Source organism: Vreelandella massiliensis (genome assembly GCF_900155385.1).
Taxonomy (GTDB): Bacteria; Pseudomonadota; Gammaproteobacteria; order Pseudomonadales; family Halomonadaceae; genus Vreelandella; species Vreelandella massiliensis.
Genome location: NZ_LT699745.1, coordinates 1826583 through 1851070, shown reverse-complemented (window position 1 = coordinate 1851070; position 24488 = coordinate 1826583). Strand labels below are relative to the sequence as shown.

At 59.7% G+C, this 24488-nt stretch carries 28 protein-coding genes; 19 read left to right on the top strand and 9 right to left on the bottom strand.

All coding sequences use genetic code 11. The features are described from left to right. Window positions 1-424: 424 nt before the first annotated feature. Window positions 425-1423, bottom strand: a complete 999-nt coding sequence (locus tag BQ9846_RS13360; protein WP_144049426.1) for an integrase core domain-containing protein — start codon at window positions 1421-1423, stop codon at window positions 425-427. Between the two features lie 122 nt (window positions 1424-1545). On the opposite strand from BQ9846_RS13360, the gene BQ9846_RS13355 reads away from it, so the two are divergent. Beyond that, entirely contained in the window at window positions 1546-2310 is a 765-nt protein-coding gene (locus BQ9846_RS13355) for a SapC family protein (protein ID WP_075881438.1), read from the top strand. Window positions 2311-2433: 123 nt separating this feature from the next. Next, window positions 2434-3033: a hypothetical protein gene (locus tag BQ9846_RS13350; RefSeq protein WP_075881437.1), complete on the top strand. Its 600-nt coding sequence runs from the start codon at window positions 2434-2436 to the stop codon at window positions 3031-3033. A gap of 4 nt (window positions 3034-3037) precedes the next feature. On the opposite strand, the gene BQ9846_RS13345 is transcribed toward BQ9846_RS13350, so the two are convergent. Beyond that, the gene (locus BQ9846_RS13345; RefSeq protein ID WP_075881436.1) at window positions 3038-4039 is read right to left on the bottom strand and encodes a hypothetical protein; all 1002 of its coding nucleotides are present in this window, start codon (window positions 4037-4039) and stop codon (window positions 3038-3040) included. A gap of 189 nt (window positions 4040-4228) precedes the next feature. Here BQ9846_RS13345 and BQ9846_RS13340 point away from each other — a divergent pair, with 189 nt between their 5' ends. From BQ9846_RS13340 to BQ9846_RS13315, 6 genes are all read left to right on the top strand, one after another. Next, complete coding sequence (locus tag BQ9846_RS13340; RefSeq protein WP_075881435.1) at window positions 4229-4747, top strand: hypothetical protein; 519 nt, start codon at window positions 4229-4231, stop codon at window positions 4745-4747. Window positions 4748-4995: 248 nt separating this feature from the next. Further along, complete coding sequence (locus tag BQ9846_RS13335; RefSeq protein WP_075881434.1) at window positions 4996-5187, top strand: helix-turn-helix transcriptional regulator; 192 nt, start codon at window positions 4996-4998, stop codon at window positions 5185-5187. Window positions 5188-5334: 147 nt separating this feature from the next. Continuing rightward, window positions 5335-5811 carry a hypothetical protein gene (locus tag BQ9846_RS13330; RefSeq protein ID WP_144049424.1) on the top strand — a complete coding sequence of 159 codons (477 nt, stop codon included), beginning with the start codon at window positions 5335-5337 and terminating at the stop codon, window positions 5809-5811. Further along, on the top strand, window positions 5808-6314 hold the full coding sequence (locus BQ9846_RS13325; RefSeq protein ID WP_075881432.1) for a hypothetical protein: 507 nt from the start codon (window positions 5808-5810) through the stop codon (window positions 6312-6314). Before BQ9846_RS13330 ends, BQ9846_RS13325 begins: the two co-directional genes overlap by 4 nt. Before the next feature lie 4 nt (window positions 6315-6318). Further along, window positions 6319-7626, top strand: coding sequence for a toprim domain-containing protein (locus BQ9846_RS13320; protein WP_075881431.1), 1308 nt, complete (start codon window positions 6319-6321; stop codon window positions 7624-7626). A gap of 251 nt (window positions 7627-7877) precedes the next feature. Next, complete coding sequence (locus BQ9846_RS13315; RefSeq protein ID WP_159437928.1) at window positions 7878-9071, top strand: virulence-associated E family protein; 1194 nt, start codon at window positions 7878-7880, stop codon at window positions 9069-9071. Window positions 9072-9457: 386 nt separating this feature from the next. Here BQ9846_RS13315 and BQ9846_RS13310 read toward each other — a convergent pair whose 3' ends face one another. Both BQ9846_RS13310 and BQ9846_RS13305 read right to left on the bottom strand, forming a co-directional pair. Beyond that, entirely contained in the window at window positions 9458-10552 is a 1095-nt protein-coding gene (locus BQ9846_RS13310) for a hypothetical protein (protein ID WP_144049423.1), read from the bottom strand. Then, window positions 10533-11579, bottom strand: a complete 1047-nt coding sequence (locus BQ9846_RS13305; RefSeq protein ID WP_075881428.1) for an ADP-ribosylglycohydrolase family protein — start codon at window positions 11577-11579, stop codon at window positions 10533-10535. Before BQ9846_RS13305 ends, BQ9846_RS13310 begins: the two co-directional genes overlap by 20 nt. Before the next feature lie 267 nt (window positions 11580-11846). On the opposite strand from BQ9846_RS13305, the gene BQ9846_RS16840 reads away from it, so the two are divergent. After that, complete coding sequence (locus BQ9846_RS16840; protein ID WP_328585371.1) at window positions 11847-12278, top strand: DUF6036 family nucleotidyltransferase; 432 nt, start codon at window positions 11847-11849, stop codon at window positions 12276-12278. A gap of 138 nt (window positions 12279-12416) precedes the next feature. On the opposite strand, the gene BQ9846_RS13295 is transcribed toward BQ9846_RS16840, so the two are convergent. Further along, on the bottom strand, window positions 12417-12653 hold the full coding sequence (locus tag BQ9846_RS13295; RefSeq protein WP_075881427.1) for a hypothetical protein: 237 nt from the start codon (window positions 12651-12653) through the stop codon (window positions 12417-12419). A 182-nt stretch (window positions 12654-12835) separates the two neighbouring features. Then, window positions 12836-13471, bottom strand: coding sequence for an NUDIX hydrolase (locus tag BQ9846_RS13290; RefSeq protein WP_210433190.1), 636 nt, complete (start codon window positions 13469-13471; stop codon window positions 12836-12838). A 126-nt stretch (window positions 13472-13597) separates the two neighbouring features. Here BQ9846_RS13290 and BQ9846_RS17040 point away from each other — a divergent pair, with 126 nt between their 5' ends. The 3 genes from BQ9846_RS17040 to BQ9846_RS17035 are packed head-to-tail and all read left to right on the top strand — an operon-like array spanning window position 13598 to window position 14584. Continuing rightward, window positions 13598-13927, top strand: coding sequence for an Rpn family recombination-promoting nuclease/putative transposase (locus tag BQ9846_RS17040; protein ID WP_268874689.1), 330 nt, complete (start codon window positions 13598-13600; stop codon window positions 13925-13927). After that, the gene (locus tag BQ9846_RS17115) at window positions 13869-14084 is read left to right on the top strand and encodes an Rpn family recombination-promoting nuclease/putative transposase (RefSeq protein ID WP_268874688.1); all 216 of its coding nucleotides are present in this window, start codon (window positions 13869-13871) and stop codon (window positions 14082-14084) included. Before BQ9846_RS17040 ends, BQ9846_RS17115 begins: the two co-directional genes overlap by 59 nt. Then, window positions 14069-14584 (top strand): RpnC/YadD family protein, encoded by a 516-nt coding sequence (locus BQ9846_RS17035; RefSeq protein ID WP_235818964.1) that lies wholly within the window; start codon window positions 14069-14071, stop codon window positions 14582-14584. The genes BQ9846_RS17115 and BQ9846_RS17035 overlap by 16 nt, the downstream gene beginning before the upstream one ends. A 99-nt stretch (window positions 14585-14683) precedes the next feature. On the opposite strand, the gene BQ9846_RS17110 is transcribed toward BQ9846_RS17035, so the two are convergent. Then, window positions 14684-14809, bottom strand: a complete 126-nt coding sequence (locus tag BQ9846_RS17110) for a helix-turn-helix domain-containing transcriptional regulator (protein ID WP_268874687.1) — start codon at window positions 14807-14809, stop codon at window positions 14684-14686. A 280-nt stretch (window positions 14810-15089) separates the two neighbouring features. Between BQ9846_RS17110 and BQ9846_RS13275 the strand changes: the two genes are divergently transcribed. Next, window positions 15090-15770: a hypothetical protein gene (locus tag BQ9846_RS13275; protein WP_075881425.1), complete on the top strand. Its 681-nt coding sequence runs from the start codon at window positions 15090-15092 to the stop codon at window positions 15768-15770. Between the two features lie 142 nt (window positions 15771-15912). Here BQ9846_RS13275 and BQ9846_RS13270 read toward each other — a convergent pair whose 3' ends face one another. Continuing rightward, window positions 15913-16485, bottom strand: a complete 573-nt coding sequence (locus BQ9846_RS13270) for a FlgO family outer membrane protein (RefSeq protein ID WP_159437927.1) — start codon at window positions 16483-16485, stop codon at window positions 15913-15915. Between the two features lie 4 nt (window positions 16486-16489). Further along, a complete protein-coding gene (locus tag BQ9846_RS13265) occupies window positions 16490-17260 on the bottom strand; it encodes a hypothetical protein (protein WP_328585370.1) in 771 nt (256 codons plus the stop codon). Between the two features lie 103 nt (window positions 17261-17363). On the opposite strand from BQ9846_RS13265, the gene BQ9846_RS13260 reads away from it, so the two are divergent. From BQ9846_RS13260 to BQ9846_RS13235, 6 genes are all read left to right on the top strand, one after another. Further along, window positions 17364-18356: an OmpA family protein gene (locus tag BQ9846_RS13260; RefSeq protein ID WP_075881424.1), complete on the top strand. Its 993-nt coding sequence runs from the start codon at window positions 17364-17366 to the stop codon at window positions 18354-18356. Window positions 18357-18654: 298 nt separating this feature from the next. After that, on the top strand, window positions 18655-19293 hold the full coding sequence (locus tag BQ9846_RS13255) for a rhodanese-like domain-containing protein (protein WP_235818963.1): 639 nt from the start codon (window positions 18655-18657) through the stop codon (window positions 19291-19293). A 70-nt stretch (window positions 19294-19363) separates the two neighbouring features. Next, the gene (locus BQ9846_RS13250) at window positions 19364-19831 is read left to right on the top strand and encodes a DsrE family protein (RefSeq protein ID WP_075881423.1); all 468 of its coding nucleotides are present in this window, start codon (window positions 19364-19366) and stop codon (window positions 19829-19831) included. A gap of 469 nt (window positions 19832-20300) precedes the next feature. Next, a complete protein-coding gene (gene iscB, locus BQ9846_RS13245; RefSeq protein WP_075881422.1) occupies window positions 20301-21689 on the top strand; it encodes an RNA-guided endonuclease IscB in 1389 nt (462 codons plus the stop codon). 71 nt (window positions 21690-21760) lie between these two features. Then, window positions 21761-22627 carry an MBL fold metallo-hydrolase gene (locus BQ9846_RS13240; protein ID WP_075881421.1) on the top strand — a complete coding sequence of 289 codons (867 nt, stop codon included), beginning with the start codon at window positions 21761-21763 and terminating at the stop codon, window positions 22625-22627. 27 nt (window positions 22628-22654) lie between these two features. Then, entirely contained in the window at window positions 22655-24475 is a 1821-nt protein-coding gene (locus tag BQ9846_RS13235) for a SulP family inorganic anion transporter (protein WP_083651577.1), read from the top strand. Window positions 24476-24488: the final 13 nt, after the last annotated feature.

Sequence of the window (24488 nt, the reverse complement as noted above, 5' to 3'; positions counted from 1 at the left end):
TTATCCTCTGCATCGGGCGTATCGTGGCGGCTAGCATAACGGCGAAGGCAGAAGCGGTCACGGTTGTGTCTCCGAATGAACGAATGACACCAAGCTTTTACCCACCGGAAAGCTCTTAAAATCCCCCAATTTCGGGCCACGAAGCTTTACCTTTCGTATCGACATTAAACGCGATTTTATGCCCGAATAGCCTGTATTGGTGAAAAACTCCTTCAGTGCTTTTTTGGTTAAAATGTGATCAAAGCTGGGCGCTTAAAGAAAGCCGATTGACGAATGAAAAGCGCTTTTGGGTGGTGCCTGGCAGATAAGTCAGCGGCGAATCGCTGCTTTTTAGCTTCAGCGGCAAATAGTGCGCAGGGGCGCACCTTGGCTTTCGCCAATTGAGTGTAGGAAGCGGGGCGAGTGGGTGTGTCGGCCTAGCGAATCAAGCGCTCAGCCGGTAGCTGTGGTGAAGTCCTCCCAGCCATGGGATGGCTTTCAGGCGACAGCGGCTTGGATTATGGCCAATGTCACTATCGTTCGCGGCTACCGGATCGATTGGCGTAGGTGGCTCGCCGTCATTGGCCATGTGGGGGCGGGCAGTATTGTAGAACTCCCGGTATTCCCTCAGCAGCCGGTTGAGCTGCCGGAGGTTCAGCACCACGATGGATGAGAGCAATTCTTCTTGCAGGGTGCGGTTGAAGCGCTCGACCACGGCGTTTTGCCATGGGCAGCGATAGGCTGTTCGCCGAACACGCATGCCGAAATTCGGCAGGGTATGAGCGGCGATGGGTGCAAAGATGCTGTCTCGATCCATCAGCATGATACGGCCTCTAGCCTCGTCAAACGGGAATGCCTCACGGATCTGCTGAGCCACCCAGGCGCTGGTGGGGTTATGGGTCGCCCGTGACCAGATCAGCCGACGGCGTTTATGGTCGACGATGTTCAGGATAAACACCTGGCGACAAAGTGCATCTTTTGTGGTTATGAAGTCCATGCTGCAGACGGCATGGTTATGAAAGAGGGTTGGCCAGCCAGGATCTTGGTCGCGGCTTGTGTTGGTGCCGGGCGGATGTGGCGTCAGGCCGTGCTCCTTGAGGATTCGTGTCACGGTATTCTTATCGATGGGATGCCTTAGGTCATGCCACAGTATGGAGGCTATGCGGCGAGCGGAATAACCACGGTTTTTGCGATGCAGTGTCAGGATCCAGTCTTCAACATAGGCAGGTGTCGGCGGGCGACCACGGCGTGGTCCCGCCTGAGACTTGCGATGCCAGATTAGCTGTAGCTGCTGATGTGGCCATCCCACGATCGTCATGAGGCGGGGCAGAGTCGTTCCGAGGTACCAGGGCAGCAGCGGTGACAGTCGACGATAATGGTCGTGCTGATTCCCAAGAAGAAAGCCACCAAATCCAGATAGAAATACCAATACGACAATGACCAACTCTCAGGCTCCGTTTCCTCCCGTGTAAGGGCGTCGCATCCTAGAGGGGGATCGGTACAATATCAATGTGGTCGCTGATGGCCCAGTTTCGGGCATCTCCCTCAGACAGACAAGGAGCCTTCATGTCCAATCCGCTTGCTCTAAGCCCCAAGGAATGCCAAGGCAAAACTTGGCATCCGCCGCATGACCTAAGCTTTGCTGCCCACAAGGCGCTGATCCCGCTACACGCTGGTGAACTCGCCAAAGCCCCTACCACCATGCCGTTAGCGCTCATCAAGGAGAACCGTGAATGGCGGTTAGTTGGGGTATGCGGTATCGAGTCAGGCCATAACCTGTTCATCAAAAATGGCAAGTGGCTGGGTCATTATCGGCCTGAGTGGTTATCCACCTATCCCTTCGAGATCGTGACGGTCGGGGAGAAGGGCCTGGTCACGTTTAATCGCAACAGTGGCTTGCTGGATGAAGGCGACGCAGGCGAGTCTTTCTTCGATGAGCAAGGTCAGATGACTGAGGCCGTATCTGCCCGCGTGGAAGCGCTCAAGATCAGCCACCGTAAACACCAGGCGACTCAGAAAGCGCTCTCGGCATTGGCCAAAGCCAACGTCATTACACCTTGGCCGGAAGCCCTACACAGCCAGCTGGGGCTATCCATCGACGGCTTGCACATGATCGACGAGAAGGCGCTTAGCCAACTGGATGACGAGACGTTTCTGAATCTACGCCAAGCCCAAGCATTACCGATGGCCTATGCCTTAAACCTTTCTATTCAGCAGACCCACTTGCTGGCCCGCTTGGCACGGTTAAACCCCGGCAGCGTGGCGGCGCCAGAGAACCTCGATGAGGTCTTTGGGGAAGACGATGAATTGAATTTTAGCTTCGACGATTAAGGAAAACGATGATGAAGGTAACGCTATTACTCGCCATGGCAACGCTACTCACCGGCTGTGGCGGGGTGCCGTTGGTGCCGTGCATTTGATTTAGAATTGGGATAAGGAGCGGACCAGCACCCCATGGCCATGCTAAAGCACCAGATCATCACCCACCCCGATTATGCCAAGCCATTCAGGCAGGAGCGATCCTTCACGCCTTACGAGCCGCGTGTCGGGTTTTCCTGGTTCTTGTACCCGGTGACGATTGCCAAGGCATCGGAGTGGCTACTGGTCAATGGTGAGTTAGGCTATTGCGCGCTGGTAATTGCCCCGAGCAAAGATGCCTTGCACATCGGGGATGCCGCCATCAGTGCGGTTGAATATCACCTTCCGGCGGATCGGGAGGAGGATAATGTCAGCGTCAGCCGAAGCGGCGACGATGTCAGCTGGCATACCACGGAGAAAGTCCCCGAGCACGTAGGCAATCGCTGCCTGATGGCGTGTGCGCTTTTCGAACGCTGCCGGGATATCCACCAAGCCGACGAAGCATTGGAGGCCCTCAACGATACGCCCCTGACCCTGCACGGTCGCACGTTTAGCCCCACGGAAGGCCTGGAAGGCTTGCTAATAGAGCTGGCCGATGACTTTCGAGACTATATCGAACACACGCCTTGGTGGAAGCTGCAGTGGCATATTTTAACCCGGCGAGAAGCACCGTGGCTGGATCGGCGTAATAGCTAAGGTCTCATTGCCGCTCTGTGCGGCGTTTTATGCTGCTACTGGGGGACTTCTCTACGTTGACGGCATAAAGCGGCCCTGTGGCCGCTATGAGCTGCTCAGGCCTCTGATTAGTCGGTGTTCGCCACCCCATACCCCGTACACCTGACCTCGAGTTGTCCCGCGCGACGCCGTGCCTGCATCCCCCTTGGCGACACGCACTGCAGCCATACGCCACTGCACGCCAGGCGTTTCCGATCACATGACCTTCTTCGCTGACCCTCAGCCACTCGGCGACAAAGCCCGGATCGAACAGGCTCACGGGGGCCACTACTGGGGCCGGTAGTTCGCCAGCCAGGGCAGGGCGATAGCGCACAGCCAGGTATCCATCACGCTCCTCAACATCCATCGCCAGAGCCTGGCTCTGTTCATCGCGGTACTCAAAGCGCTGAGCTTCGACGTTCCACGGTGAATCGTCACTCGGCTGCCCGTCGTAGAGCTTGGCGCCGGGATAGGCCCTCAGCCCCCGCAGCAAGGGCTCCAGCCAGGTCTGTGCCTCAAACAGCGCCCAGCGGATCTCGCCGTCGGGCAGCTCAAGGCCCACCCGGCGCAGGCGTAACGGGGCGTAGGTCACCGGCACCTTGCCCTTGGCATTACGCCCCTTCTTCGCCTCGCCTTCGCGGTTGTAGCAACTCACGCATAACGTCTTTCTGACGAGCTTAGGGCTCAAGCGTCCGCAACGTACACACAGCCGTGCCGGCGAGTGCCTGGGCGTGTGGGTCGCCTGGCTCAATGTTTCGCGCGTCGCGATCAAGCCGTTGGCATGCACCTGGCCGATCGGGCAGGCACGGCAGGTGAGGTGGTCTGCCCGTGGATTATCCTGCGCCAATGCGTGGCGAGCGGCGCACTCGGCGGCGGAAAGGATCGCCGATAGCCGGGTACAGGTAAAGTGTTGCTGGCCCGGGAGCTGCTCAGGAAACCCCTCGAAATAGCGAACGGGCTCATGCGTTACGTGGGCGTGTTCAGGCATGCATCAACCCTCGGCGATAAAAAATAAAAAGCAAAGGAAACAATATTTTAGCCTGAAAAGTGACGCGAGTACGAAAAAAAAGTGTTCGGTGCCAGGACGTCGTGACGGAAGGATATAAGGACAGCCAATGAGGTTGTACCCGTGCCAAGACGGCACATTTATCACCACCCACTGCTTAAGGAGTCGACCATGACTCACCTGCACCTCACTGCCGACCGTTACACGGCGCTGCGCACCCTCGAACCCGCCTTCATCCCGCTGCCCGGCATTCATCAGGTAGTGTCTCTGACGTTGCCGGAAGAGGTGTTGCCCGACGAAAACGACTGCCCCGCCATGGACGCTTATGGCGATACGTTCGTCCTGATTGACCTGCTGGTGCCTTATGGCGTGCGCGACGTTACCCCGGACACGCCTTGGTGTGTTACGGGTTTTCGTTGTGCCTGGGAAAGCAAGGAGAAGGGCGTCTCCACCGGCTGGCGGCGACTGCGCCTGCCAGGACTCAGCGCCTACACGTACCACGACGACACTCAGGCGCCCCTGTTGCACCTGAGCCCCGATGGCGGCGTGATCTACGAGCCCGGTCCGCACGTGCTCGACCCCACGGCGCCGAGATGGTTAGTGGTTGAGAGTCTGCCCCAGTTACTCGATCTCATGGCGCGGATCAGCCCCCTAAAGGGCGACGCCCTGGAGCCGCCTGGCGGCCATTGACCTGGGACGTCTCCCCGGTTCAGGCCGGGAAGGTGCTGCCAAGAGGCCCGGTTAGGCAACTTGCGCACAGTAATGGAATTTTTTTTATCCCTCGTAAGTTGTTGAAATAGGGATGATGTGGCGTCGAGATTGCTCATTTATGAGCGGTAAAAATTTAGCAATATCAATTGCTTATAGACTTTTATTAGCACCAGCAATACAGTGGCTAATGCCAGCGAATGGCAATGACGCCCCAAGGAGAGGCATCAATGAAAGCGAGTAACGTGGGATCGCGTATTGTACGGCTCAAAGACCTGGGTGAGTACCTGAGCGTGTCACAGTGCACCGCGCAGCAACTTGTGGCGCAGCCGGGATTTCCGGGCGTGATAACGCTTGGGCCTAGGTCAAAAGGAATCTTGAAGGAGGAGCTCGATGCCTGGCTAAAAACGCGACAAGGCTAAACGACAACGCCCCACCGAAGGGCGGGGCAAAGGAAACGCGGCGCCATCAACGTGATGGCCCGGTTAGTGTGTGCGCCTGTTACCAGCAAGCGAACACGAATATGTCAGATGCTATCCCTGACACAACCTACATCGGAGGTTTAATCCTTGAATAAGGATAAAGTCGCGTGTCCTAACGCGCAAGTGCAATCGCTCAAAAATGAGCGCCCTAAAACGCTTTCGTCTGCGACAGCGGCTGTTTCGCCGACGCCGCTGGTACCGATCATCGACCACTTTGGCACCGTCATGGCGCTGGATGCCTATATCGGTGGCCGAGGTGGGGTGCGCCTTAACGAACTGACCTGGATCGTGGGGGAGGCCCGCGTCAGCCTGGTGCCGATTCCGCTGGACGCTTACGCCCGTTTGGGCCTGGACCCCGAGCCCATTGAAGCCGGCTGGGCCCAGTTTCGTTTGGGGGGAAGTGCCTACGCCCCACGACTGCACCGCTCGCCCCAAGGGAAGGTGTGGATCGAGTTTCTCGGCTACGACGGCCTGGACATGTCGGCGACCCTGGGGCTCTATACCCGTGAGCAGCTCGACGCCCTGCTGACCGCCTACTTGGGGTGTCGGGAGGTGGTCGCATGAACACCTACCATGACGATCGTTATGTTCCCCTTGTGGGCACCCTCGACCTGGGGCAGGCTGACCTGGTGCATTGGTTGCTTGACCGTGTGGCGGTTGACTACTGCCTTCCCCCGCTTGGCAGCAACGGCCGCCCGCCATTGTATAACTTCCTCACCCACGTCGGGATTGACGAAGGAGAGTACGACGCGACGCTTGAGGGGCGTCTGGAGCAGAGTTGCTGGGTGTGGCTTGGCTGTCGCAACCACCAAGGCCAGGGCCAGTTTCGTATGCCCCCTGGTTTGCCCCTGGAAAGCCGCACGCTGCGCGCCCACGAGGCCCTGTGGGGCATGCTGTTTGGCCCCTTGCCCCCGGGCGATCTCTTGCGCCAGCACTGTGGGGACCCGCGCTGCGTGAACCCCTACCACCAGGTGCGTTACGGACCGCTGCTGCCGCGCCATGGTGAGTGTTGGGGGGGGGTCGCGACGCACGACTGGCACGCCTTGAGCACCAGGAAGAGGGCATAGTCGCATGAGTGCCTACACGCCAGCGCCGGGGGGAACCCCGGCACTTTCCGCCGTTGATCAACTGCTCGACGCCATGACGGCGGCGGGCATCCCTTACGACGATGACAAGCCCATCATTGGCGATGGCACCATCCACCGCTACCGCGTCCTGGGCGCCAAGGCAGGCGAACGCACCGGCTGGTACTGCTTCCACGACGACGAGCGCCCGGCAGGCAATTTCGGCTGCAACAAAGCCTACGGCCCCGACGTCAAGCTGCCGTTTTCGGCCAAGGGCGTCAAGCCCCTGACCCCGGCCGAGCGCGAGCGGCTGGAAAAGAAACAGGCGCAACAAAAGGCCCAACGCGAGGCCGAGGAAAAGGCCCGCCATGACGCGGTCGCCGTGCGTGCCGAGGCGCTGCTCAAAGCCGCCAAGGTGGCCACCGACGCCAGCGACCACCCCTACCTGACGCGCAAGGGGCTCAACCCGGTGCAGGCCTTCGTCGGCCCTTACTCGGTGGTCTACAACGGCGAGCAGCGCCTGGTGTCCGATAACGCCCTGCTGATCCCCATTCAGGGCGACAAGGGCCGCATCGTGTCGCTGCAGGCCATCTTCCCCGACAAAGACAACATCCTCGGCCGCGACCGCGACTACCTGGCGGGCGGTCAACGTCAGGGCACCTACCGCGCCCTGGGCAAGCCCAAGCCCCACGAAGGCCGCGAGGTGTTCCTGGTGTGCGAAGGCTACGCCACCGGGCTTGCGCTGCACCACGCGACCCAGCACAGCGTGGTGGTGGCCTTCGATGCCAATAACCTGATCCACGTTGCCAAGCGCATCGCGGCCTCCAAGCCCGACGCACTGCTGGTGATCGCGGCGGATAACGACCAGTGGACGACGGCGCCGGTGGAAAACCACGGCCTCTACTACGCGCGCCAGGCCGCCGAGGCGGTGGGTGGGCACGTCGTGTATCCCGACTTCGCCCCGGATACCGGCGAGCTGAACCCGGAAACCGGCAAGCGCAAAGGCCCGACCGACTTTGATGATCTTCGCCGGCTGCAGGGGGATGATGCCGTCAAGGCCGTGGTAGAGGCCTGCCTGAATGCGCCGCAGGACCCCGATAACGGCCCACAAGGCCCCACGCCGGGCGCAGCGGCGCTGATGGTACCCAAGCCGGCCTTAACGGTAGGCAAAGGCACCCTGGGCCATTCTGGGGGTGAGAGCCTCTACAGTCAGGAGGCCGTGCAACTGCTCGCGCACGATGTGGGGGTGATCCCCATGGGGGCCACCGGGGCTTCTATGGGTTCTGGCGCTGCAGTACGCGGAGCGTTGAGCTGATTCGCCAAGGGGATATTCTCAAGAAGGCCCATCTGTTCCGCCTGGCCGGCCAGACTGACTGGGAACAGTGGTGTCAGCAGGGCCCCGGCAAGCTGGACACCAGCTTTATCGGCAACCATCTGATCCAGGTCTGCCAGCATCTGGGAGAGATCGACATTGCCCATGTTCCCGCCAGCATGGCGAGCCCCGCAGAGATTGAACTGGCACTCTCGATAGCCTGGCTGGTGCAATTTCCCTCAACAGGACAGTTGGTGGCTGTGTTGTCTCAGCATCCTGAATGGAAAAATACCGGTATCTGGAAAAACAAACTTTCTTACGAGGTGCACTGTGACCGGGCGCCGCCGTCGGGAGGTGGGGCTGGGGCCTACGGCGAGGAGCACGATAAGCAACTGAGCGCTTGGATCACCCATCAGTGGGGGGCGCGGGTCAGTGCTCGTCTTGCGGCCGAAGCGATTGAGTTAGTCGCCAACCAACGGGAGCGGCACCCCGTTTGCGAATACCTCAATGCCTTGACCTGGGACGGCACGCCACGCCTGGATACCTGGCTGACCACCTGCGCCGGGGTCGAAGAGACGCCCTACACGCGCGCCGTCGGGCCCAAGACGTTAATTGGCGCCGTGGCCCGCGCCATGGACCACGGCTGTAAGGTCGATACCATGCTGGTCCTGGAAGGCCCCCAAGGGCTCAGGAAGTCCTCGCTGATTGCCGCCCTGGTGCCCAATCGGGCCTGGCTCGCCGAGGATCTGGGCGCGCTCATCGGTGACAAGGACGCGCTGCAAGGCATGCGCGGCAAGTGGATCATCGAGATGGCAGAGCTGGCCAATATGCGCCCTTCCAAGAGCGACAAGGTCAAGCAATTCCTCTCCACCTGCGAGGACAACTACCGTCCGTCCTATGCACGGGACGCCCAGGTGTTCCCGCGTCAAGCCATCTTCATCGGTACCCTCAACCCCGAAGGAGGCGGCTACCTGAAAGACCCGACCGGTGCTCGGCGCTTCTGGCCTGTACAGTGTGGCAAGGTCGATCTGGAGCGGGCTCGTGCTGAGCGCGATCAACTCTGGGCGGAAGCGATCATGAGGTATCACCAGGATGAGCCTTACTGGCTGGATGAGGCGACGGAGGCGCTGGCCAAGGAAGAACAGGCGGATCGTCAGGTAGAAAATCCCTGGGAGGCCCGTGTGATTGCCTACCTGGAGGGAGAACATACGACGGATACCCGCGCCGACCTCAATCGCATTCGTACTGCACCCTTGAAGGAAGTGCGAACCGCCGAGATATTTGAGGCGTGTATGGGGCGCGCGATGACAAACAAGGATTCCGCCGATAGTCAGCTGATCGCGACGGCGCTGAAACAACATGGCTGGATCAGAACTCGCCCCGGAGTTAAGGGGAAGCGTTCCACCATTTGGCGTCCTGCCTCCATGCCTGACGATCAGGCGCGGTGACCACCCTGAACCCGGCCATGCGCCGGGTTTTTTGTAATGAGAAGCCCCGTTGTACAGGGGGTACTGTCCATGCTGTCAGGGTGGTGTCACGCTGAAAGCCGCGCCATTACTGGCCTGGACAGGAGGGATACCCTGTACACCCCTTTCTTGAAACTTTCCCCTATCAAGAGAAAAGTGTCTTTTCCAGAACGAGGTAGGCAGGGAGCGTTGCATGATATAGGGCAGCGTCAAAGTTAGGCGTTGGGGGTGTCCCTACTGTACCGGGTGTCAAACCCGCATGGCGCCTGGGCTCGCGGCGGACACCACCGTGACACCATGGACACCACCTGGTGTCCTCGATGAGTAGTTGACGACCGAGCCGTCCTGGTCCGTGACCAAAAAAGGCGTCAGCCATCGGCGCCCCCTGGCGAACCTCTCAGACTCTCGACCGACCCGCCGGCCTCACTCGTCCTACGGGCCCTCGTCCTGACCAGGCCGCGGAAAAAGGCCGCGTGCATCACCACGTCCTCGGCCATGTCGGCCTCTTCGGCAAGTCCATAGATGAACCGATGACCGGCCTCTCCGGGCGCGGACGGCTCAATGCGCTGGAGTTGCAAGCCGGCCGCCTCCGCGCACGCTTCCAAAACCCCTTGGACGACCGTCTCCTGATCGGGCACGTCCTCCCACTCGACCATCATCGCCTGGTGGTAATAGACCCGGCGCAGGTAGTCCGGCATCTGCTCCAGGTGCCAGGCGGGCAGGATGGCAATCCCCGGATGCCGGCCTGCGAAGATCGCTGCGGCCCAGCTGACCTCGACGCGACGGCGATAGTGGGCCTCGGCCTTTGTGATCCAGCCTCGCCACCAGGCGTGCCATGCCGCCCAGTTGGCGGCCTGCATGTGGCTCAGCACCTGCTCCACCATGCCAGGCGCATTGAGCCAGATCTGCCCTTGGGCCTCGGCCTGCGCCTGGGCGTCCACGGCGGCGAGCGTGTGCCAGGGTAGGGTAGGGGGCTCGCGATTGGCAGCGGTGCGCTCATGCCCCCTGCTGGCTGCCGTTTCCGGCGACGCGGGGTGGTGATCCCCTGACGTTTCCGCTTCTATGGCACCGGGCGTCTCCTGGTTTACCCGGCATTGCCCCCTGAGCGCACAGGCCTCGGGTACCGGGCAGGTATCACACAGCGCCAGCGTCTCCATGGCGAATCCATCGCCCTCGCTGTCCTCTCCTTGCCATGCCGCCAGGAACGGCCGCTGTGCCCCGCTGACGCGCGCCAGCACGCGACGGCTGCCCTCACTATGCCTCGGCGCCAGCGCGGCCCACAGCCCCTCCAGCAGCGTCGGCAGGCGGGCAAGCTCAGGGTCGGGCTCAGGATCGAAGCGCCGATAGACCTCAGCCGGCGAAAAGGTCTCGCCCTCATGGATGATGGTAAGCACGGCGACCCGCTCACGCTGCCCGGGTGGCAGATGCTCAGGAAGAGGTGGGTTAGGCATGCGCACCGCCATGCAGCGCCTCGCCCATCCCGGCGATCATCTCGCGCAGCTCCAGCTCAGCCAGCCACCGGTCGGTGATGGCAGTCTCGCCCTGCATCGCCCCCAGCAGGTTGCCGGCGATGGCCCCGGTGGAGTCACTGTCGCCGTCGTGGTTCACCGCTAGCACCACGCCGTGGCGCAGGTCCTCGGCGACCAGCGCGCAGTAGACCGCGATGGCCAGAGCCTCCTCGGCTACCCAGCCTTCGCCCAGGGTCGCGATCGCTTCTGGGTAAGGGGTAGCGGTACCCGCCAACCGCCACGCGTGCTGCAAGGCGTCTCGCGTCTCCGGGTGGCCGTTTTCGTCGTTCAGCAGCGCCAGGCTCAGGGTCAGGCCTTCCTCTAAGCTCCCGCCCTCGACCAACCTCTGAATCAGCACCGCCAGCACGCCCCCGGTCAGGTAGCCGCTGGGGTGGCCGTGGGTCAGCCAGGCTAATTCCTTGCCCAGGGTGAACGTCTCGCGGGGCTCAAGGCCGTGACAGGCCCCGAACAGGCCCACCGGCGCCATTCGCATCACCCCGCCGCAGCCCTTGCTGTTATTCACCGCGCGCTCACCCATCAATTTCATTTCGCGCAGGGCTGACAGGCAGGTGTTGCCCGGGGCGCGACGGTGATGCAGGGCCGGTTCGGCTAGCAGATTGCTCTCCCCAGTCTGTACCGCCTCTGTTAGTGCGCTCCGCCCGCCCTGGGTGATCAACCAGCGCTGCAAGGCCGCTGCGCCCACCTGGCGATACACGTCGATATTCCTCACCGCCTGCAAGGCCTCGACTGCCAATAGCCCCTCGACGGTGAACAGGGTCATCTGGGTATCATCAGTAATCGCGCCCACATGGCCGTAGGCGGGCCAGAACTCGGTGATACCCGGCTCGCCGAATTGCTCAATAATCTGAGTTCGGCGCCAGAACTCCACGCGAGCACCCAGGGCATCGCCGCACGCTCCGGCAAGCAAGCAGCCGCGATAACGGCTCAAGGGGGTAGGAGGAAGCAAAGGGGGCTCATACATGGTGTAAGGTCTCCAGGTGGAGTTGAACGGTCAACGCTCACATTAGTCGGACCTGGTTACCACCGCCATGAAAACAGTCAGTTAGCGGGTAGACAAAGGGCTTGGATGACCAGAACGGAGAGGGGTATGTTAGTCTGCTTTTGGACAAGGTTCACGGCATCCGCCGCACCTTCCGAGAGAGAGTTACGATGCCCATAGAACCAGGTGACTACCCGACCATTGAGCCGGAAACCGCGTTAGGTCGCGCGCTTGTAGCCTTTTTTTGACGTGCTGTCGCCGGTATACGCGGCGGGTGAGGTGGGGGTTTTCCAAGTGATCGTTTTCGGCGGTTGTGCGGTCCATATTCACACCCAGGCAAGAGGGAGTGCCGACGTGGACGCTGAGGTGGCATCCCACGGCTTTGCCAGTAAATCCGAGATTGTTGCCTTACTCGGCGATGATGCTTATGTGTTCACGGATGAAGAAGGCGTGGTACAGATGCTAGAGCTGGACACCAGCTTTACGACGACACTCGCTCCTTTACATGAAGATTACGAAGATCGCGTCGTGCGCCTCGTGTCGCAAAGTAGCGTGCCTAACGTCGAAGTCTATGTCGCCAGTGCACTCGATGTCGCCATCTCCAAGCTAGGTCGTTTTGGGGATCGCGATCAGAATGATATTCAGACGTTACTCCAGCTCCCCCCATGTGGATATCGGTGAGTTTGAACGATTGGCGCGAGAAGCGATTGGCTACTATGTTGGCGACGAAACTCGTATATTGGGTAACCTGACAGTCGTGCTTGACGATTTTTACCATAGCGAGGGCGAGTCATGACCGCCTCTTACACCCGAAAGCGATTATACCGCGTTGGCTTTCGTCACCTTGATCATGCTGTCGATGATACCAAACAGCTTGCTGAGGCCGTCTGGTACCGTGGTTATTGCCCCACCCAGGCAGAACTCGAGCGATTGCAGGGCGTGATGCCGCGTGAGGCGTTTCAGCGTACGCTCTGTGTCCTTGAGCTGCTTAGTCAGTATCCGGTATGTCGACGAGATACCGCCAAACATCTGCAGACGCTCACACGTCACTTCCATCGCCAATTGCTAGGCAATGACGATACGCCTACTCAAGGCCGTTATTCCCCTAGCAAGCGATGGGGGCTTACAGACACTACCACCTCACTGCGTAAAGCATTGCTCCCTTTGCAAACCCGCACTTATGCCGATGCGACAGGGCATAGGCATGGATTGAGCGGCTGATGGTGCACAAGAATCTTTCAAACATGGCGTAAGGCCTCCCGCAGCGGTTGATCGTTAGGGTGGTGCAGCACCTCATCTAGGCGCGCGATAGGCACCAGGCTCACCGCCTGGCTTTCCCAGCCCATATCAGCAGGACTGCCACCCAGTCGTCTTGCCAGGAAGTAACGGCACACGCTGCTCGAGCGCGGCACGTCGATTAGCCAGCGGGTCAGGGCGATGACCAGCCCGGCTTCCTCGAACGTCTCTTTGATGGCGGTTTGTTCCAGGCTCAGCCCCGGCTCCTGCTTGCCCTTGGGGAACGTCGCTCGGTAGCCACCGAAGGCATTGCTGGGATGAATCACCCATACCCTGCCGTCGGGCTCCATGACTACGGCGCCGGCGGCAGGCGCCTTGCCCGGTACGATGGCCAGCGGTGGCAAGGTCAGACGCCAGTTAGCGTCATCGCTGCCTTGGGGTGAACCAGGGGGCAGCGCCAGCCCGTTCAGCCGCTCAGGCAGTGGCCCATCTGGCACCACCCTGGCGATAGTAGTGGGGTCATCCCAGCAGGATAGGGGCGTGGGTGTTGAGGGTGCCGTAAAGATAACCGGCTGGCCGGCGTCATCACGGCGAGGATGACTCTCGGGCATGGCGAGGTCTCGGTAGCGGAAAGCCATCAGATTAGCCCGAGGTAGCAATCATGGCCATTAAATCAGACGCTTAGCCTCGCGAGCTATCACGGCGTCTCCGCGAATCCGGCCAGGCGTGGTAAGCTGCCTGCAGACTATTTGTAGGGACGCGCCATGGCCACCAACCATCATGATACTGGGTATAAAGAGCTATTCAGCTACCCCGAGTTTGTTCAGCAGCTAATTGAAGGCTTTGCACCGGCTGACATTGCCGGGCTGATGGATTTTTCGACGCTCACGAACCACAGCGGTAACTACATCACCCCGTTATTTGAAGAGAAGTTCGAGGACGTGGTGTGGTCGGTCGAAGTGACTTGGGAGGGGGGTAACGCAGCAGGTGTTCCTGTACATCCTGCTGGAGTTTCAGTCGGCGGTGGATTCCAGCATGCCGATTCGGTTGATGCACTACGTCGCTTGTTTCTACTGCGAACTGCTCAAAAATAAAGTCATCACTCCCGGCCAAGGCCTGCCACCTATCCTGCCCATCGTGCTCTACAACGGCTCGAAGTCCTGGACGCCGCCGCTGGATATCTACGACATGGTGTACCCGGAACCCCCGCGTTTCTGCAGGTCTACCAGCCACACTTGCGCTACTATCTGATTGACGAAGGTCGCTATACTGACGAGGAGTTGGGCTTACGCCAGACACCACTGAGCGGGGTGTTCAGTGTCGAGAACGCCGGGGAGAGCTGGGAAGCCTTGCAGGAGGCGGTGGATCGTGTCGTAGCGATCATCCAGGCCGACCCCAACAAGGAGCGCATCGACCGGATCATTACCCGCTGGCTCAAGCGTCATTTGCATCGGCTCGGTGCTCGGGTCAACCTGGATCAGCTCGAAAGCCTGGTAGAGGACAAAGATATGTTGGCAGAAAACCTAGAGAATTTGGTCAAGAAGGAACGCTTGGAAGGGCGTCAGGAAGGGCGTCAGGAAGGCCGCCTGGCAGAGGCCCGCGATGTTGTGCGGGCCCAGCTCAACTTTAAGTTTGGTGAGGTGCCTGGGTGGGTGGAGGAGAGGCTCACACAAGCCGACCATGATCAGTTGAAAGACTGGATGCGCGATGTGCTGTTCGCCACTAGCCTTGAAGAAATGTTCAAGCACTAACTCCCCGGCGGATCACTGCTCGATCCGCCACGCCCCTCCCTTGGTGATCAACTCACCCTTCAGCAAGCGCTCCGCGGCCAGCAGCGCTAGCGCCACCACCTACTGTCGCGAGAGCGGTTCGATGGAAAGAGGCAGCCCCTGGGCCTTGGCAAGCTGACTCATGTTGCGCGCGCGGGCGACATCACCCAGCGCGGCGGCGAGCAGCGCAGGGTCGTTCTCCTCCATCACCGCCTCAGTTCGTGCAGGCGAACGTCTACAGCTATTTGACCGTTCTGGCGAGGATGTACCTTCCCCTTTGATATCTTGCGAATTTGTTGTCACGGGCCGCAAAAAAACTGGAGGCGTTCGCCTTTGTAAGAAATGGCTTACACGCAGTAGGTCAATGTCCTACATAAAATTGCCTCTTGGTAAGGTAGCATTGGCTGCCAAAAATTATTCAGCACTTCCATCACCTCAGTGAGGACAAAAAACGGTCTAACTGGATTGCATCAAGGGATACACAGGGATGAAAAAAACGACATTAGGTCTTGTGGCAAGCGCGCTGGTACTAATCTCTGCGGCCAACGCAAGCGCGGATGAGTTTGAGCGGCATATTTCGGTCGGTGCGATTGCCGGTACAACAGGCTTCGGTGGCGACGTGTCTTACCGCTTCCATAACAATCTCGCGGTAACCGCCCGCTACACCAATGGATTGGATTGGGACACTGATCTCGAAGAGGATGGGGTCGACTACGAGGCCGATTTCGGCATGAAAGCCTCGAGCCTCAAGCTGGATTACTACCCGTTCGGTGGACGTTTCTTCATTACTGCCGGCGCCATGATGCCGGACATCGACGCGAGCGTGACGGGAACACCGCAGAGCGGCATGACCTACGAATTGAACGGCACGAATTACCCGGCGGCTACGATCGGTTCTGTGGTGGGCACCGCGACCGTGTCAGATGGCACTCAGCCTTACGTGGGATGGGGGTGGCGCAGCTCTAACGAGCGCGGCCTTGGCTTTTTCTCTGAGTTTGGTGTTGTCGCCACGGATATTGATGTCTCGTTGCATACGACAAACGGTCTTGAGAACAGCTCTCCGATGCTGCGCGATGACCTTCGCGCCGAAGAGGAGAGCCTAAAAGACGACATCGACAAATTACCGGTATTCCCGGTAGCACTAATCGGTATTAGCTATACGTTCTAGGTTCTACGGATAGTGACTGTTATGTTTTTAAGGCAGCCCGAGGCTGCCTTTTTAGCGTTAGCTTGACCTTCCCTTAACGAGTAGAAAGGTATTTTGGGGATACAAAGGCGCTATACGGTGCGAATGACACTTGAGCCTGCAATCACCACCCTCCCGTATCAAGCAAGCTGCGGGTATTGTTATTTAGCGGCAAGCGAAAATCCGCGGTGCCCAGCACCATCGCATCCCCCGTTCTCACCACGCGCGCGCTGACGTAGATGAACTCCTGCCCTTGGGCATAGGTGCCCATCAAAATGGAGCGGGCGTCGTGCTGGGCGCTTAGGCGCTGCACTTGGCGCGAGAGGATCAGCTCGCCCACGCTCTCTTCGATGAACATGCTGTCGCGCATTTTGACTTCGCGTACCTGCATGCCCTGGCTTGCCAGTGCGGATGCCATGATTTCCGAGCTGATGCGCCCGAAAGTCGATGATTCGCTTAAGTTATCGATATCCACGAAGGTGGCTGCAATCATCGGGCTGTAGCGGGTGATATCGGGGTTGCCCGCCACGATGCGCTCTGCCGCTTGGTGGGCAAGTTCTGAAAGGTCCGGCGCCGGCTCATCGTCGGCGCTGTTTTGGTTGAGCGCGGCGCATGCGTTTAAGAGCAGTGTGAGGCAGCCGACGGCGAAAAAGCGTGCCGTACGTGAACGTAGCGGAAAAAAAGGCATCAGAGGCATGGCATTACCAAGAGTCAGTGATGGAAACCGTCGGGGTGGCCGGCGGCTTAGGTACGCGATGCGGGGCATAGTGGCGACGGTCGCCCTGGTTGGTGTAGTAAATATTCGATGAGGAGTAGAGAATGCGCTCGCCGTCGACAATTTGGGTCGTGACGATGATTTCCTCGTCGCCCGTATAGGTCCAGCTACCGCTGGTGATGTCGGCCGTGATGGCGGCGGGTATTAGGGCGAGAGCCGGTTCGCTCCAGTGGTTAAAAGGATGCGTTGCCACCGCCACACCGCCGGCCAGGGCAGTAAACGCGCCTCTCGGAGGGCGGATGTAGCCGCGGTCGCGGTGATTCACCACTTCCACATTGACTCTGACCGTCGCGCTCTGGGCGCTGGGTTCGGTGGTCACCGTCGCGCCGCGAGAGACGAGCTGGCTGGTGAGCAAGTCCTGAAACCCGCGACCAAATTCGCCGCCGTGGTTTTCGTTGGCGGGGGCATCAGGGTCGGGTTGCAGGTAAAGGTCACGGAAACGCACGCGGCTATTGGCGAGAATCCCATCGGCTTCGTGCTGCGCGAGCACATTCCAGTGATGAGCGGCCTGCATGCGCTGCTGTTCGGTGTAGGGGTAGGTGGTCGCAATCGGCGCTTGTGAGGTGTTGGCGTAAAAGCAGCCGCCAAGCGTTATAGCCACTGCGCCTACGGCGATGGAGCGCAGCCAGCGTAAGGCGCTGGCCCGTGACCGAAGCGTATTCTGTGGTCGAAGCATAGAACGTAAAAAAGCGGGCACCGGCAGTTCCTTCTCGCGATAAAAACGACGTTTGGTAGACTAGTTTGCCATGCTTACCCCTTATCGGCTACGGAGTCTGACACTTGAATGAGCGATAACGCGAATGCTTGAAGATCACCGCAGCGGGCCGCGCCACGACTCCTTGATGAAAGTGCGCCACGACGACGATAGCGACAGCGTATGGATGGTCAGCTACATCGATATCATGACGCTGTTGGTGGCGCTGTTTGTGATTATCATCGTGGCGGCGGAAGCGGCTAACCCAGGGTGGTTGGTAGGCGCGCGTGCGCCAGACGTGAAGCCAATGCGCGCCGCGCCGCGTTTAGAAGTCCCGCTTCCGGAGCCGCTGGCACAATTGCGTAAAAAACAGCAACTGCCTCGTATCGCTCCCGGAGAGCTTAGCCCCATGGCGATAAGTGCCGCGTTGGGAGTGGCGGGTTTGCCGCCGCGCGTGCCGGCGCCTCCTCGATTGCTGGCCAGGCCTGAGCTTGAGGCTGAACCCACGTTGTTACCCGCACCGGAGCTGCCGCGTTTGATGATGCCGTCCGGGTTTGATTTAACCCAGCCGCTGGCGGAGTTTATGGTGGTGCTGACCGACCGGCCTCCCGCCAATGTGGTGGAAGTCGAGGATGACGCCATCGCCAGCGCACAAGCGCTTAACCAAGCGCTCACCCAGCGCGTGGAGGACTCGCTATACCTGCCCGATTTAGCCGGCGTGGAAGTCTCCCGTGTCTCGGAAGGCATTAACCTCCGCGTTCAGGATCAGCTGCTGTTCCCCAGCTCTGACGCGGCGCTAACCGGGGATGGGGAGGCGCTGGTGGCGAGCCTTGTGGATACGATCCAGCGTTACGACGGTAAAGTCTCCGTAGAAGGCCACTCCGATAGTCGCCCGATCAATACCGAGGAGTTCCCCTCCAATTGGGCGCTCTCTAGTGCCCGGGCGATCGCGATTGTTGAAGCGCTGGAAGCAGCCGGCGTGGCAACGGAGCGCCTTCGCGCCGTGGGGTTGGCCGCCACAGAGCCGCTTGCCGATAACGACACGGCCCAGGGGCGCGCGCGTAACCGTCGTGTAGAGGTCGTGATTCACGTGGAGTAGCCGTTTCACTCACGGCAAGGCCAATAGAGCGCCAAAAAAAAGCCCGCCGGGGGAGGGCGGGCAAAAAAGGGCTTGGCTCACTGCAGCCCGCTGGCTAAGGGGGAGGGTGTACAGGGTGGCCAGCGGGTACAATTTGAGTATAGCTATTTTGCGCTCGATGCCAAGTATTCCGGGAAATTTTTTTTCTATCGGCGGATCGCGCTTTCTGCCTCTTTCGTATTGCGACAAACCGCCACAGGTTGCTGGCGGTTTTTTTGGCTATGCTGACTATATAGTTATTAACTTAGAGGGTTTGATTATGATCGGCAGCAACGTCATGCATCACCGTTTTTTCGCACGCACTTCTTTGCCCATGGCGATTGCCGCAGCACTTGCCATGAGCTGGGGTAGTGTGGCGCAAGCGCAAGACAAAGAGGCAGCGGCTTACCGTGAAACCCAGTTGGGTCTATACGTCACCGCGAAAGAAGCCTACGCGCTCATGCAGGAGGAGAGCGATGCGGTACTGATTGATGTGCGTGACCCGATCGAGATCAAGTTCACCGGCTTTGCCGAGCCAACGGACATCCACGTGCCCTGGGTATTGGCGAATCGCGCGCGGTTTGATGATGAAGCGAAAACCTGGCCAATTGTCCGTAACCCGGATTTCCAAGATCAGATTCGTGCCGAGCTACAGGCACACGATGTGGATGAGGATACCCCTATCATCATGATGTGCCGCTCCGGTTCGACACGTAGCGCGCCGGCCGCGGACCTTTTGGCGGATATGGGCTACTCCGAAGTGTACTCAGTGAGCGATGGCTTTGAAGGCGGCAAGCTGGCAGAGGGCGACTCCGCCGGCGTTCGGGCACGCGACGGTTGGCGCAACTCCGGGTTGCCGTGGAGCTACAACATTGACCCGGATGTCGCTTGGTACGAAGGCAAGTACGACGAAGAGTAATTTCACCCCCCCTTGCACCGCGTGCAACACACGGCGGTGCTGGCTTTATGCTGTTTTGAGGAGTTCTACCATGCGCTATTCACTCGTTGCCGCTACCGCCCTAAGCGCGGCCGCTTTTGCACTACCGACGCTGGCAACCGCTGATAATCACGGCGAGTCCCAAGATCGCGCTTTAGTCATCGTCACCAGCGATGAAGTGCAAACGCAAAGCATGGCCATGATTTTAAGCAATGCCATGCAGGAGCAGGGCACGGATCTGCACATCCTACTTTGCGACGAAGCCGGTGATTTGGCCGTCGACGGCTACGCGAGCGAGGAAGCGGTCAACACACCGCCTGGACACCCCATGGAGCAGATTAAACCCGAAGGGTTACTGCAAATGCTTATGGGTAAAGGCGTTGAGGTCGATGTGTGTGCGATCTACCTACCGAATTCCGATTACGCAGAGGATGATCTACTAGAAGGCGTCGGCGTTGCCACGCCAGGCCCGATGGCGGAAATGATGCGCGACCCGGCGATTCCGGTCTTTAGCTTTTAAGCCATTTCCCGCATTGCTACCAAAAATCGACACCGCTCAGCCCTGGCTGGGCGGTGTTGTTTTATGCAGCTAGCTTTATAGTCAAAAAAAGTATAAATATATAACATTATTTGCGTTATACTGGTACCAATTCATTGGTTGCCGGTTTTTCCCCTCTTCAGGAGGCTTTCTGTCAACTACCTCTGCCTGAAGGCAGAGGCTTGTGAAAGCAAGCCGGGTTGACCAGGGAGAGCAGTAACCAGCCCGCTACGTTGATAACAGGTCGCCAAGACTCACCCCACCGTTCTTCCTCAGCGGTGGGCACTGAAAGGTCAGGATCATGCTGGCGCAAGGTAAAACGCCGAAGGTCTTGATCGCTGCCGATAGCAGTATCGTTGGCAGGAGCCGGTTATCGACATTCCCGAGGGGAGACTGGGCGCAAGCCCCGCGATACCAGACCCGTAAGGGTTCTATTTTAGGAGGAAATCGCATGGCGGTTTTCGTATTGGATAAACAGAAGCAGCCGTTAATGCCGTGCAGCGAAAAGCGCGCTCGGCTGCTGCTGGAGCGCGGGCGTGCCGTGGTGCATAAGCGCTATCCGTTCACCCTTCGGCTGAAAGATCGGGTGGGTGGCGATACCCAGCCGCTACGGTTGAGTATTGACCCCGGCAGCAAGACGACCGGGCTGGCGCTGATGCGCGAGGCAGACGGTGCCGAACCAGACGACCAACAGCGGCATGTGCTGTGTCTGTTCGATCTGGTGCATCGCGGCTTTCAGATCAGGAAAGCCTTGGAACAGCGCCGTGGTTTTCGGCGTCGTCGCCGGTCAAAGAACCTGCGCTACCGCGCCCCGCGCTTTGACAACCGGACGCGCAAAGCCGGTTGGCTGCCACCCAGCTTGCAGCACCGGGTGGATACGGTGATGGCGTGGATGGAGCGGCTGTCACGGCTGGCGCCGATCACCGCGATCAGCCAGGAGTTGGTGCGCTTTGATACCCAAAGGATGGAAAACCCCGAAATCAGCGGCGTCGAGTACCAACAGGGCACGCTGCTAGGCTACGAGGTGCGCGAGTACCTGCTGGAGAAGTGGGGACGAGAATGTGCCTATTGCGGGGCGACCGAGACGCATCTTGAGATTGAGCATGTGGTGCCGAGTTCAAGCGGCGGCTCTGACCGGGTCAGCAACTTGACGATAGCCTGCCACGACTGCAATCAGGCCAAGGACTCACTGCCCTTGGCGACTTTTTTCGCCTCCGACAAAGGCCTGAAAAAGCGCCTCAAGGCTAACGGCCTGTCAGCGGACGCGCGGCTGGAGCGCGTGCAGCGTGAACTCAAGCGCCCGCTACGGGATGCCAGTGCGGTCAACGCCACCCGTTGGGCGCTGTTTAATGCGCTCAACGCCACCGGCCTGCCGGTGGCAGTGGGTACGGGTGGTCGCACCAAATTCAACCGTGAGAGGCTCGACATTCCCAAGACTCACTCCTTGGACGCGGCCTGCGTCGGCGCTTTTGACATGCTGCACGACTGGAGAGTGCCAACCCTCACCATCAAATGCACCGGACGCGGCAGCTACCAGCGTACCCGCTTAACGAAACACGGTTTTTCACGCGGCTACCTGATGCGCCAGAAGCAGGTACACGGCTTCCAGACCGGCGACATGGTCAAGGCCATTGTGCCGACCGGCAAGAAAGCGGGCACGCATACGGGCCGTGTTGCGGTGCGCAAAACCGGCAGCTTCAATATCCAGACCGACCACGGTGCCGTCCAAGGCATTTTGCACAAACACTGCACCGTGATCCAACGCGGTGATGGCTACGGCTATCACCTCACCCCGACTATTCACCAACTGAAAGGAGGAGCGGGGCAAGCGGTGGCGTAACCCAGTCGCTCTGCGAGCGACGCGCTATTCCTCCCGGCACTAGACGTACCGGGTATCCCGCGCAAAATCTGATGACAACGCCTTTGGTCACTCCCTTTTTTGACGAGCCCACCAACACCTTTAGCTACGTCGTGCAGGACCCGAATAGTCAAGCGTGCGCGATCTTGGATTCGGTGCTCGATTTCGACTACGCCGCTGGGCGCACCGACGTTCGCTCCGCTGATGAGATTATTGCCTTTGTACGTGAGCACCATCTTAACGTGGAGTGGATATTGGAAACCCACGTGCACGCCGATCACCTCTCGGCTGCGCCTTATCTGCATGAGCAGTTGGGCGGCAAGACGGGTATCGGCGCCAACATCACCGTGGTGCAGGATGTCTTTGGTAAGGCGTTTAACGCCGGTACCGAGTTTGCCCGCGATGGCAGCCAGTTCGATGCCCTGTTTGAAGAGGGCGACACCTTTCACATCGGGGGGTTGGAAGGACGCGTGCTGCACACCCCGGGGCATACGCCCGCTTGCTTAACCTATGTGATCGGCGATGCCGCCTTTGTGGGCGATACGCTCTTTATGCCGGATTTTGGTACCGCGCGCTGTGACTTCCCCGGAGGCGACGCGCGGGCGCTTTATCGCTCGATCCAAAAAGTGCTCGCCTTGCCCGGTCACACGCGACTGTTTATGTGCCACGACTACAAAGCCCCCGGTCGTGATGCTTATCAGCACGAAACCACGGTGGCCGAGCAGCGGGCGCAAAACGTTCATGTGCGCGACGGTATTAGCGAAGAAGCGTTCGTCAAAATGCGCGCTGAGCGTGATGCCACCCTGGGCATGCCGCGGCTGATTATTCCCTCGGTGCAGGTCAATATGCGCGCCGGTGAAATGCCGCCTGCCGATGACAACGGTCAGGTGTACCTTAAAGTGCCGATTAATGCGTTTTAAGAAGCGTGGACACAGTGAGGCAATGCAGTGAATCCTAAACGCTACCTGCCTATTTTCCAGTGGTTGCCGCACTATCGCCGGGAAACCCTGACGCGCGACCTGCTAGCCGCGGTGATTGTGACCATCATGCTGATCCCGCAGTCGCTAGCGTACGCCATGCTGGCAGGGTTACCGGCGGAAGTGGGGCTTTATGCCAGCGTCTTGCCCCTGGTGGCCTATGCGGTATTCGGCACCAGCCGCACACTGGCCGTGGGGCCGGTGGCGGTGGTGTCGCTGATGACTGCCGCGGCGTTGGGCAATTTGGCCACGCCGGGAAGCCCTGAATACGTGGGGGCCGCGCTGGTGCTGGCCCTGCTCTCCGGGCTGATATTGACGTTAATGGGCGTGGCGCGACTGGGGTTTTTGGCCAATTTTCTCAGTCACCCGGTCATCTCGGGGTTTATTACCGCCTCAGGCTTGATTATTGCGGCAGGTCAGTTGCGCCACCTAATCGGGGTGGAAGCGAGCGGCCACAACATGGTCACCCTGCTCAGCGGGCTGGTTGAGCAGGCGGGGAGTATCCATGGGGCGACCTTACTACTCGGTGGGGGCAGCCTGCTCTTTCTTTATGCGGTACGGCGCTGGCTGAAAGGTTCGCTGACGGCCATGGGTGTATCGGTCGCCACGGCGGACATGCTCACGAAAGCCGCGCCCATTGTCGCGGTGGCCGTGACCACGCTACTGACGTGGCAATTGGGTCTGGATAAGCAGGGGGTCGATGTTGTCGGCGATATTCCTGCTGGGCTGCCGCCCATCACGCTGCCCGGCTTCGAGCCGGGGCTTTGGGGTGACTTACTGATGGCGGCGCTTTTAATCAGCATTGTCGGCTTTGTCGAATCGGTGTCGGTCGGGCAAACTTTAGCGGCGAAACGCCGCCAGCGCATCGACCCCAATCAGGAGCTGATTGGTTTGGGCGGTGCCAACTTAGCGGCTTCCTTTTCCGGCGGGATGCCGGTTACCGGCGGTTTCTCCCGCTCGGTGGTCAATTTCGATGCCGGCGCCCAAACACCGGCGGCCGGGGCTTTTACCGCCGTGGGGATTGGCGTCGCAGCACTGGTCTTGACACCGTTGATTGCCTATTTGCCCGTTGCGACCCTCGCCGCGACGATCATTATCGCGGTGCTGAGCCTGGTGGATTTCCCCGCCATCGTGCGGACATGGCGCTACTCGCGCAGTGATTTCGCCGCCATGCTAGCGACCATTGTTGTCACGCTGGTCAGTGGCGTCGAAAGCGGCATTCTCGCTGGGGTGGGCCTTTCTTTAGCGCTGCATCTCTATCGCACGAGCCGCCCGCATAGCGCGGTGATTGGCCGGGTGCCGGGGAGTGAGCATTTTCGCAACATTGAGCGTCATCAGGTCGAAACGGTGCCGCACCTGTGTATTTTGCGCGTCGATGAAAGCCTCTATTTCGCCAACGCGCGCTATCTTGAAGATACGGTGATGGACGAGGTAAGCCGTCAACCTGACGTAAAACACGTGGTGCTGGCGTGCCAGGCGGTCAATGTCATCGATGCCTCCGCGCTGGAAAGTCTGGAGACGATTAACCAGCGGTTGAGTGATGCCGGCGTCAGCCTGCATTTGGCCGAGGTGAAAGGCCCGGTGATGGATCGTTTACAGAACACGGCGTTCTGCCAGGCATTGACCGGCTTTGTTCATTTAAGCACCTATCACGCTTGGGTGGCCCTGACGCAGCCAACCAACGCGCGCTATCCCGAGCACGCCTCTTGTCCTAATGCGTCAACCTTGCCGTGGGCAAACGGCACCCATGAGGCGGCGCCCACGATGGCCGCCGCTTCCCCTTTGCAATAGTCAACCTAGTCAC

What these genes read in the sequence shown, in the direction of transcription:
- BQ9846_RS13350 (WP_075881437.1), top strand. Translation starts at nt 2,434, where the DNA reads ATGGCCATGCTAAAGCACCAGATCATCACCCACCCCGATTATGCCAAG.
- BQ9846_RS17115 (WP_268874688.1), top strand. Translation starts at nt 13,869, where the DNA reads ATGCCGATTCGGTTGATGCACTACGTCGCTTGTTTCTACTGCGAACTG.
- BQ9846_RS13320 (WP_075881431.1), top strand. Translation starts at nt 6,319, where the DNA reads ATGAGTGCCTACACGCCAGCGCCGGGGGGAACCCCGGCACTTTCCGCC.
- BQ9846_RS13260 (WP_075881424.1), top strand. Translation starts at nt 17,364, where the DNA reads ATGCTTGAAGATCACCGCAGCGGGCCGCGCCACGACTCCTTGATGAAA.
- BQ9846_RS17110 (WP_268874687.1), bottom strand. Translation starts at nt 14,809, where the DNA reads ATGGAGGAGAACGACCCTGCGCTGCTCGCCGCCGCGCTGGGTGATGTC.
- BQ9846_RS13355 (WP_075881438.1), top strand. Translation starts at nt 1,546, where the DNA reads ATGTCCAATCCGCTTGCTCTAAGCCCCAAGGAATGCCAAGGCAAAACT.
- BQ9846_RS13335 (WP_075881434.1), top strand. Translation starts at nt 4,996, where the DNA reads ATGAAAGCGAGTAACGTGGGATCGCGTATTGTACGGCTCAAAGACCTG.
- BQ9846_RS13275 (WP_075881425.1), top strand. Translation starts at nt 15,090, where the DNA reads ATGAAAAAAACGACATTAGGTCTTGTGGCAAGCGCGCTGGTACTAATC.
- iscB (WP_075881422.1), top strand. Translation starts at nt 20,301, where the DNA reads ATGGCGGTTTTCGTATTGGATAAACAGAAGCAGCCGTTAATGCCGTGC.
- BQ9846_RS13310 (WP_144049423.1), bottom strand. Translation starts at nt 10,552, where the DNA reads ATGGCGGTGCGCATGCCTAACCCACCTCTTCCTGAGCATCTGCCACCC.
- BQ9846_RS13340 (WP_075881435.1), top strand. Translation starts at nt 4,229, where the DNA reads ATGACTCACCTGCACCTCACTGCCGACCGTTACACGGCGCTGCGCACC.
- BQ9846_RS13325 (WP_075881432.1), top strand. Translation starts at nt 5,808, where the DNA reads ATGAACACCTACCATGACGATCGTTATGTTCCCCTTGTGGGCACCCTC.
- BQ9846_RS13240 (WP_075881421.1), top strand. Translation starts at nt 21,761, where the DNA reads ATGACAACGCCTTTGGTCACTCCCTTTTTTGACGAGCCCACCAACACC.
- BQ9846_RS13305 (WP_075881428.1), bottom strand. Translation starts at nt 11,579, where the DNA reads ATGTATGAGCCCCCTTTGCTTCCTCCTACCCCCTTGAGCCGTTATCGC.
- BQ9846_RS13345 (WP_075881436.1), bottom strand. Translation starts at nt 4,039, where the DNA reads ATGCCTGAACACGCCCACGTAACGCATGAGCCCGTTCGCTATTTCGAG.
- BQ9846_RS13270 (WP_159437927.1), bottom strand. Translation starts at nt 16,485, where the DNA reads ATGCCTCTGATGCCTTTTTTTCCGCTACGTTCACGTACGGCACGCTTT.
- BQ9846_RS13290 (WP_210433190.1), bottom strand. Translation starts at nt 13,471, where the DNA reads ATGGCTTTCCGCTACCGAGACCTCGCCATGCCCGAGAGTCATCCTCGC.
- BQ9846_RS13255 (WP_235818963.1), top strand. Translation starts at nt 18,655, where the DNA reads ATGATCGGCAGCAACGTCATGCATCACCGTTTTTTCGCACGCACTTCT.
- BQ9846_RS13295 (WP_075881427.1), bottom strand. Translation starts at nt 12,653, where the DNA reads ATGGAAGTGACGTGTGAGCGTCTGCAGATGTTTGGCGGTATCTCGTCG.
- BQ9846_RS13250 (WP_075881423.1), top strand. Translation starts at nt 19,364, where the DNA reads ATGCGCTATTCACTCGTTGCCGCTACCGCCCTAAGCGCGGCCGCTTTT.
- BQ9846_RS17040 (WP_268874689.1), top strand. Translation starts at nt 13,598, where the DNA reads ATGGCCACCAACCATCATGATACTGGGTATAAAGAGCTATTCAGCTAC.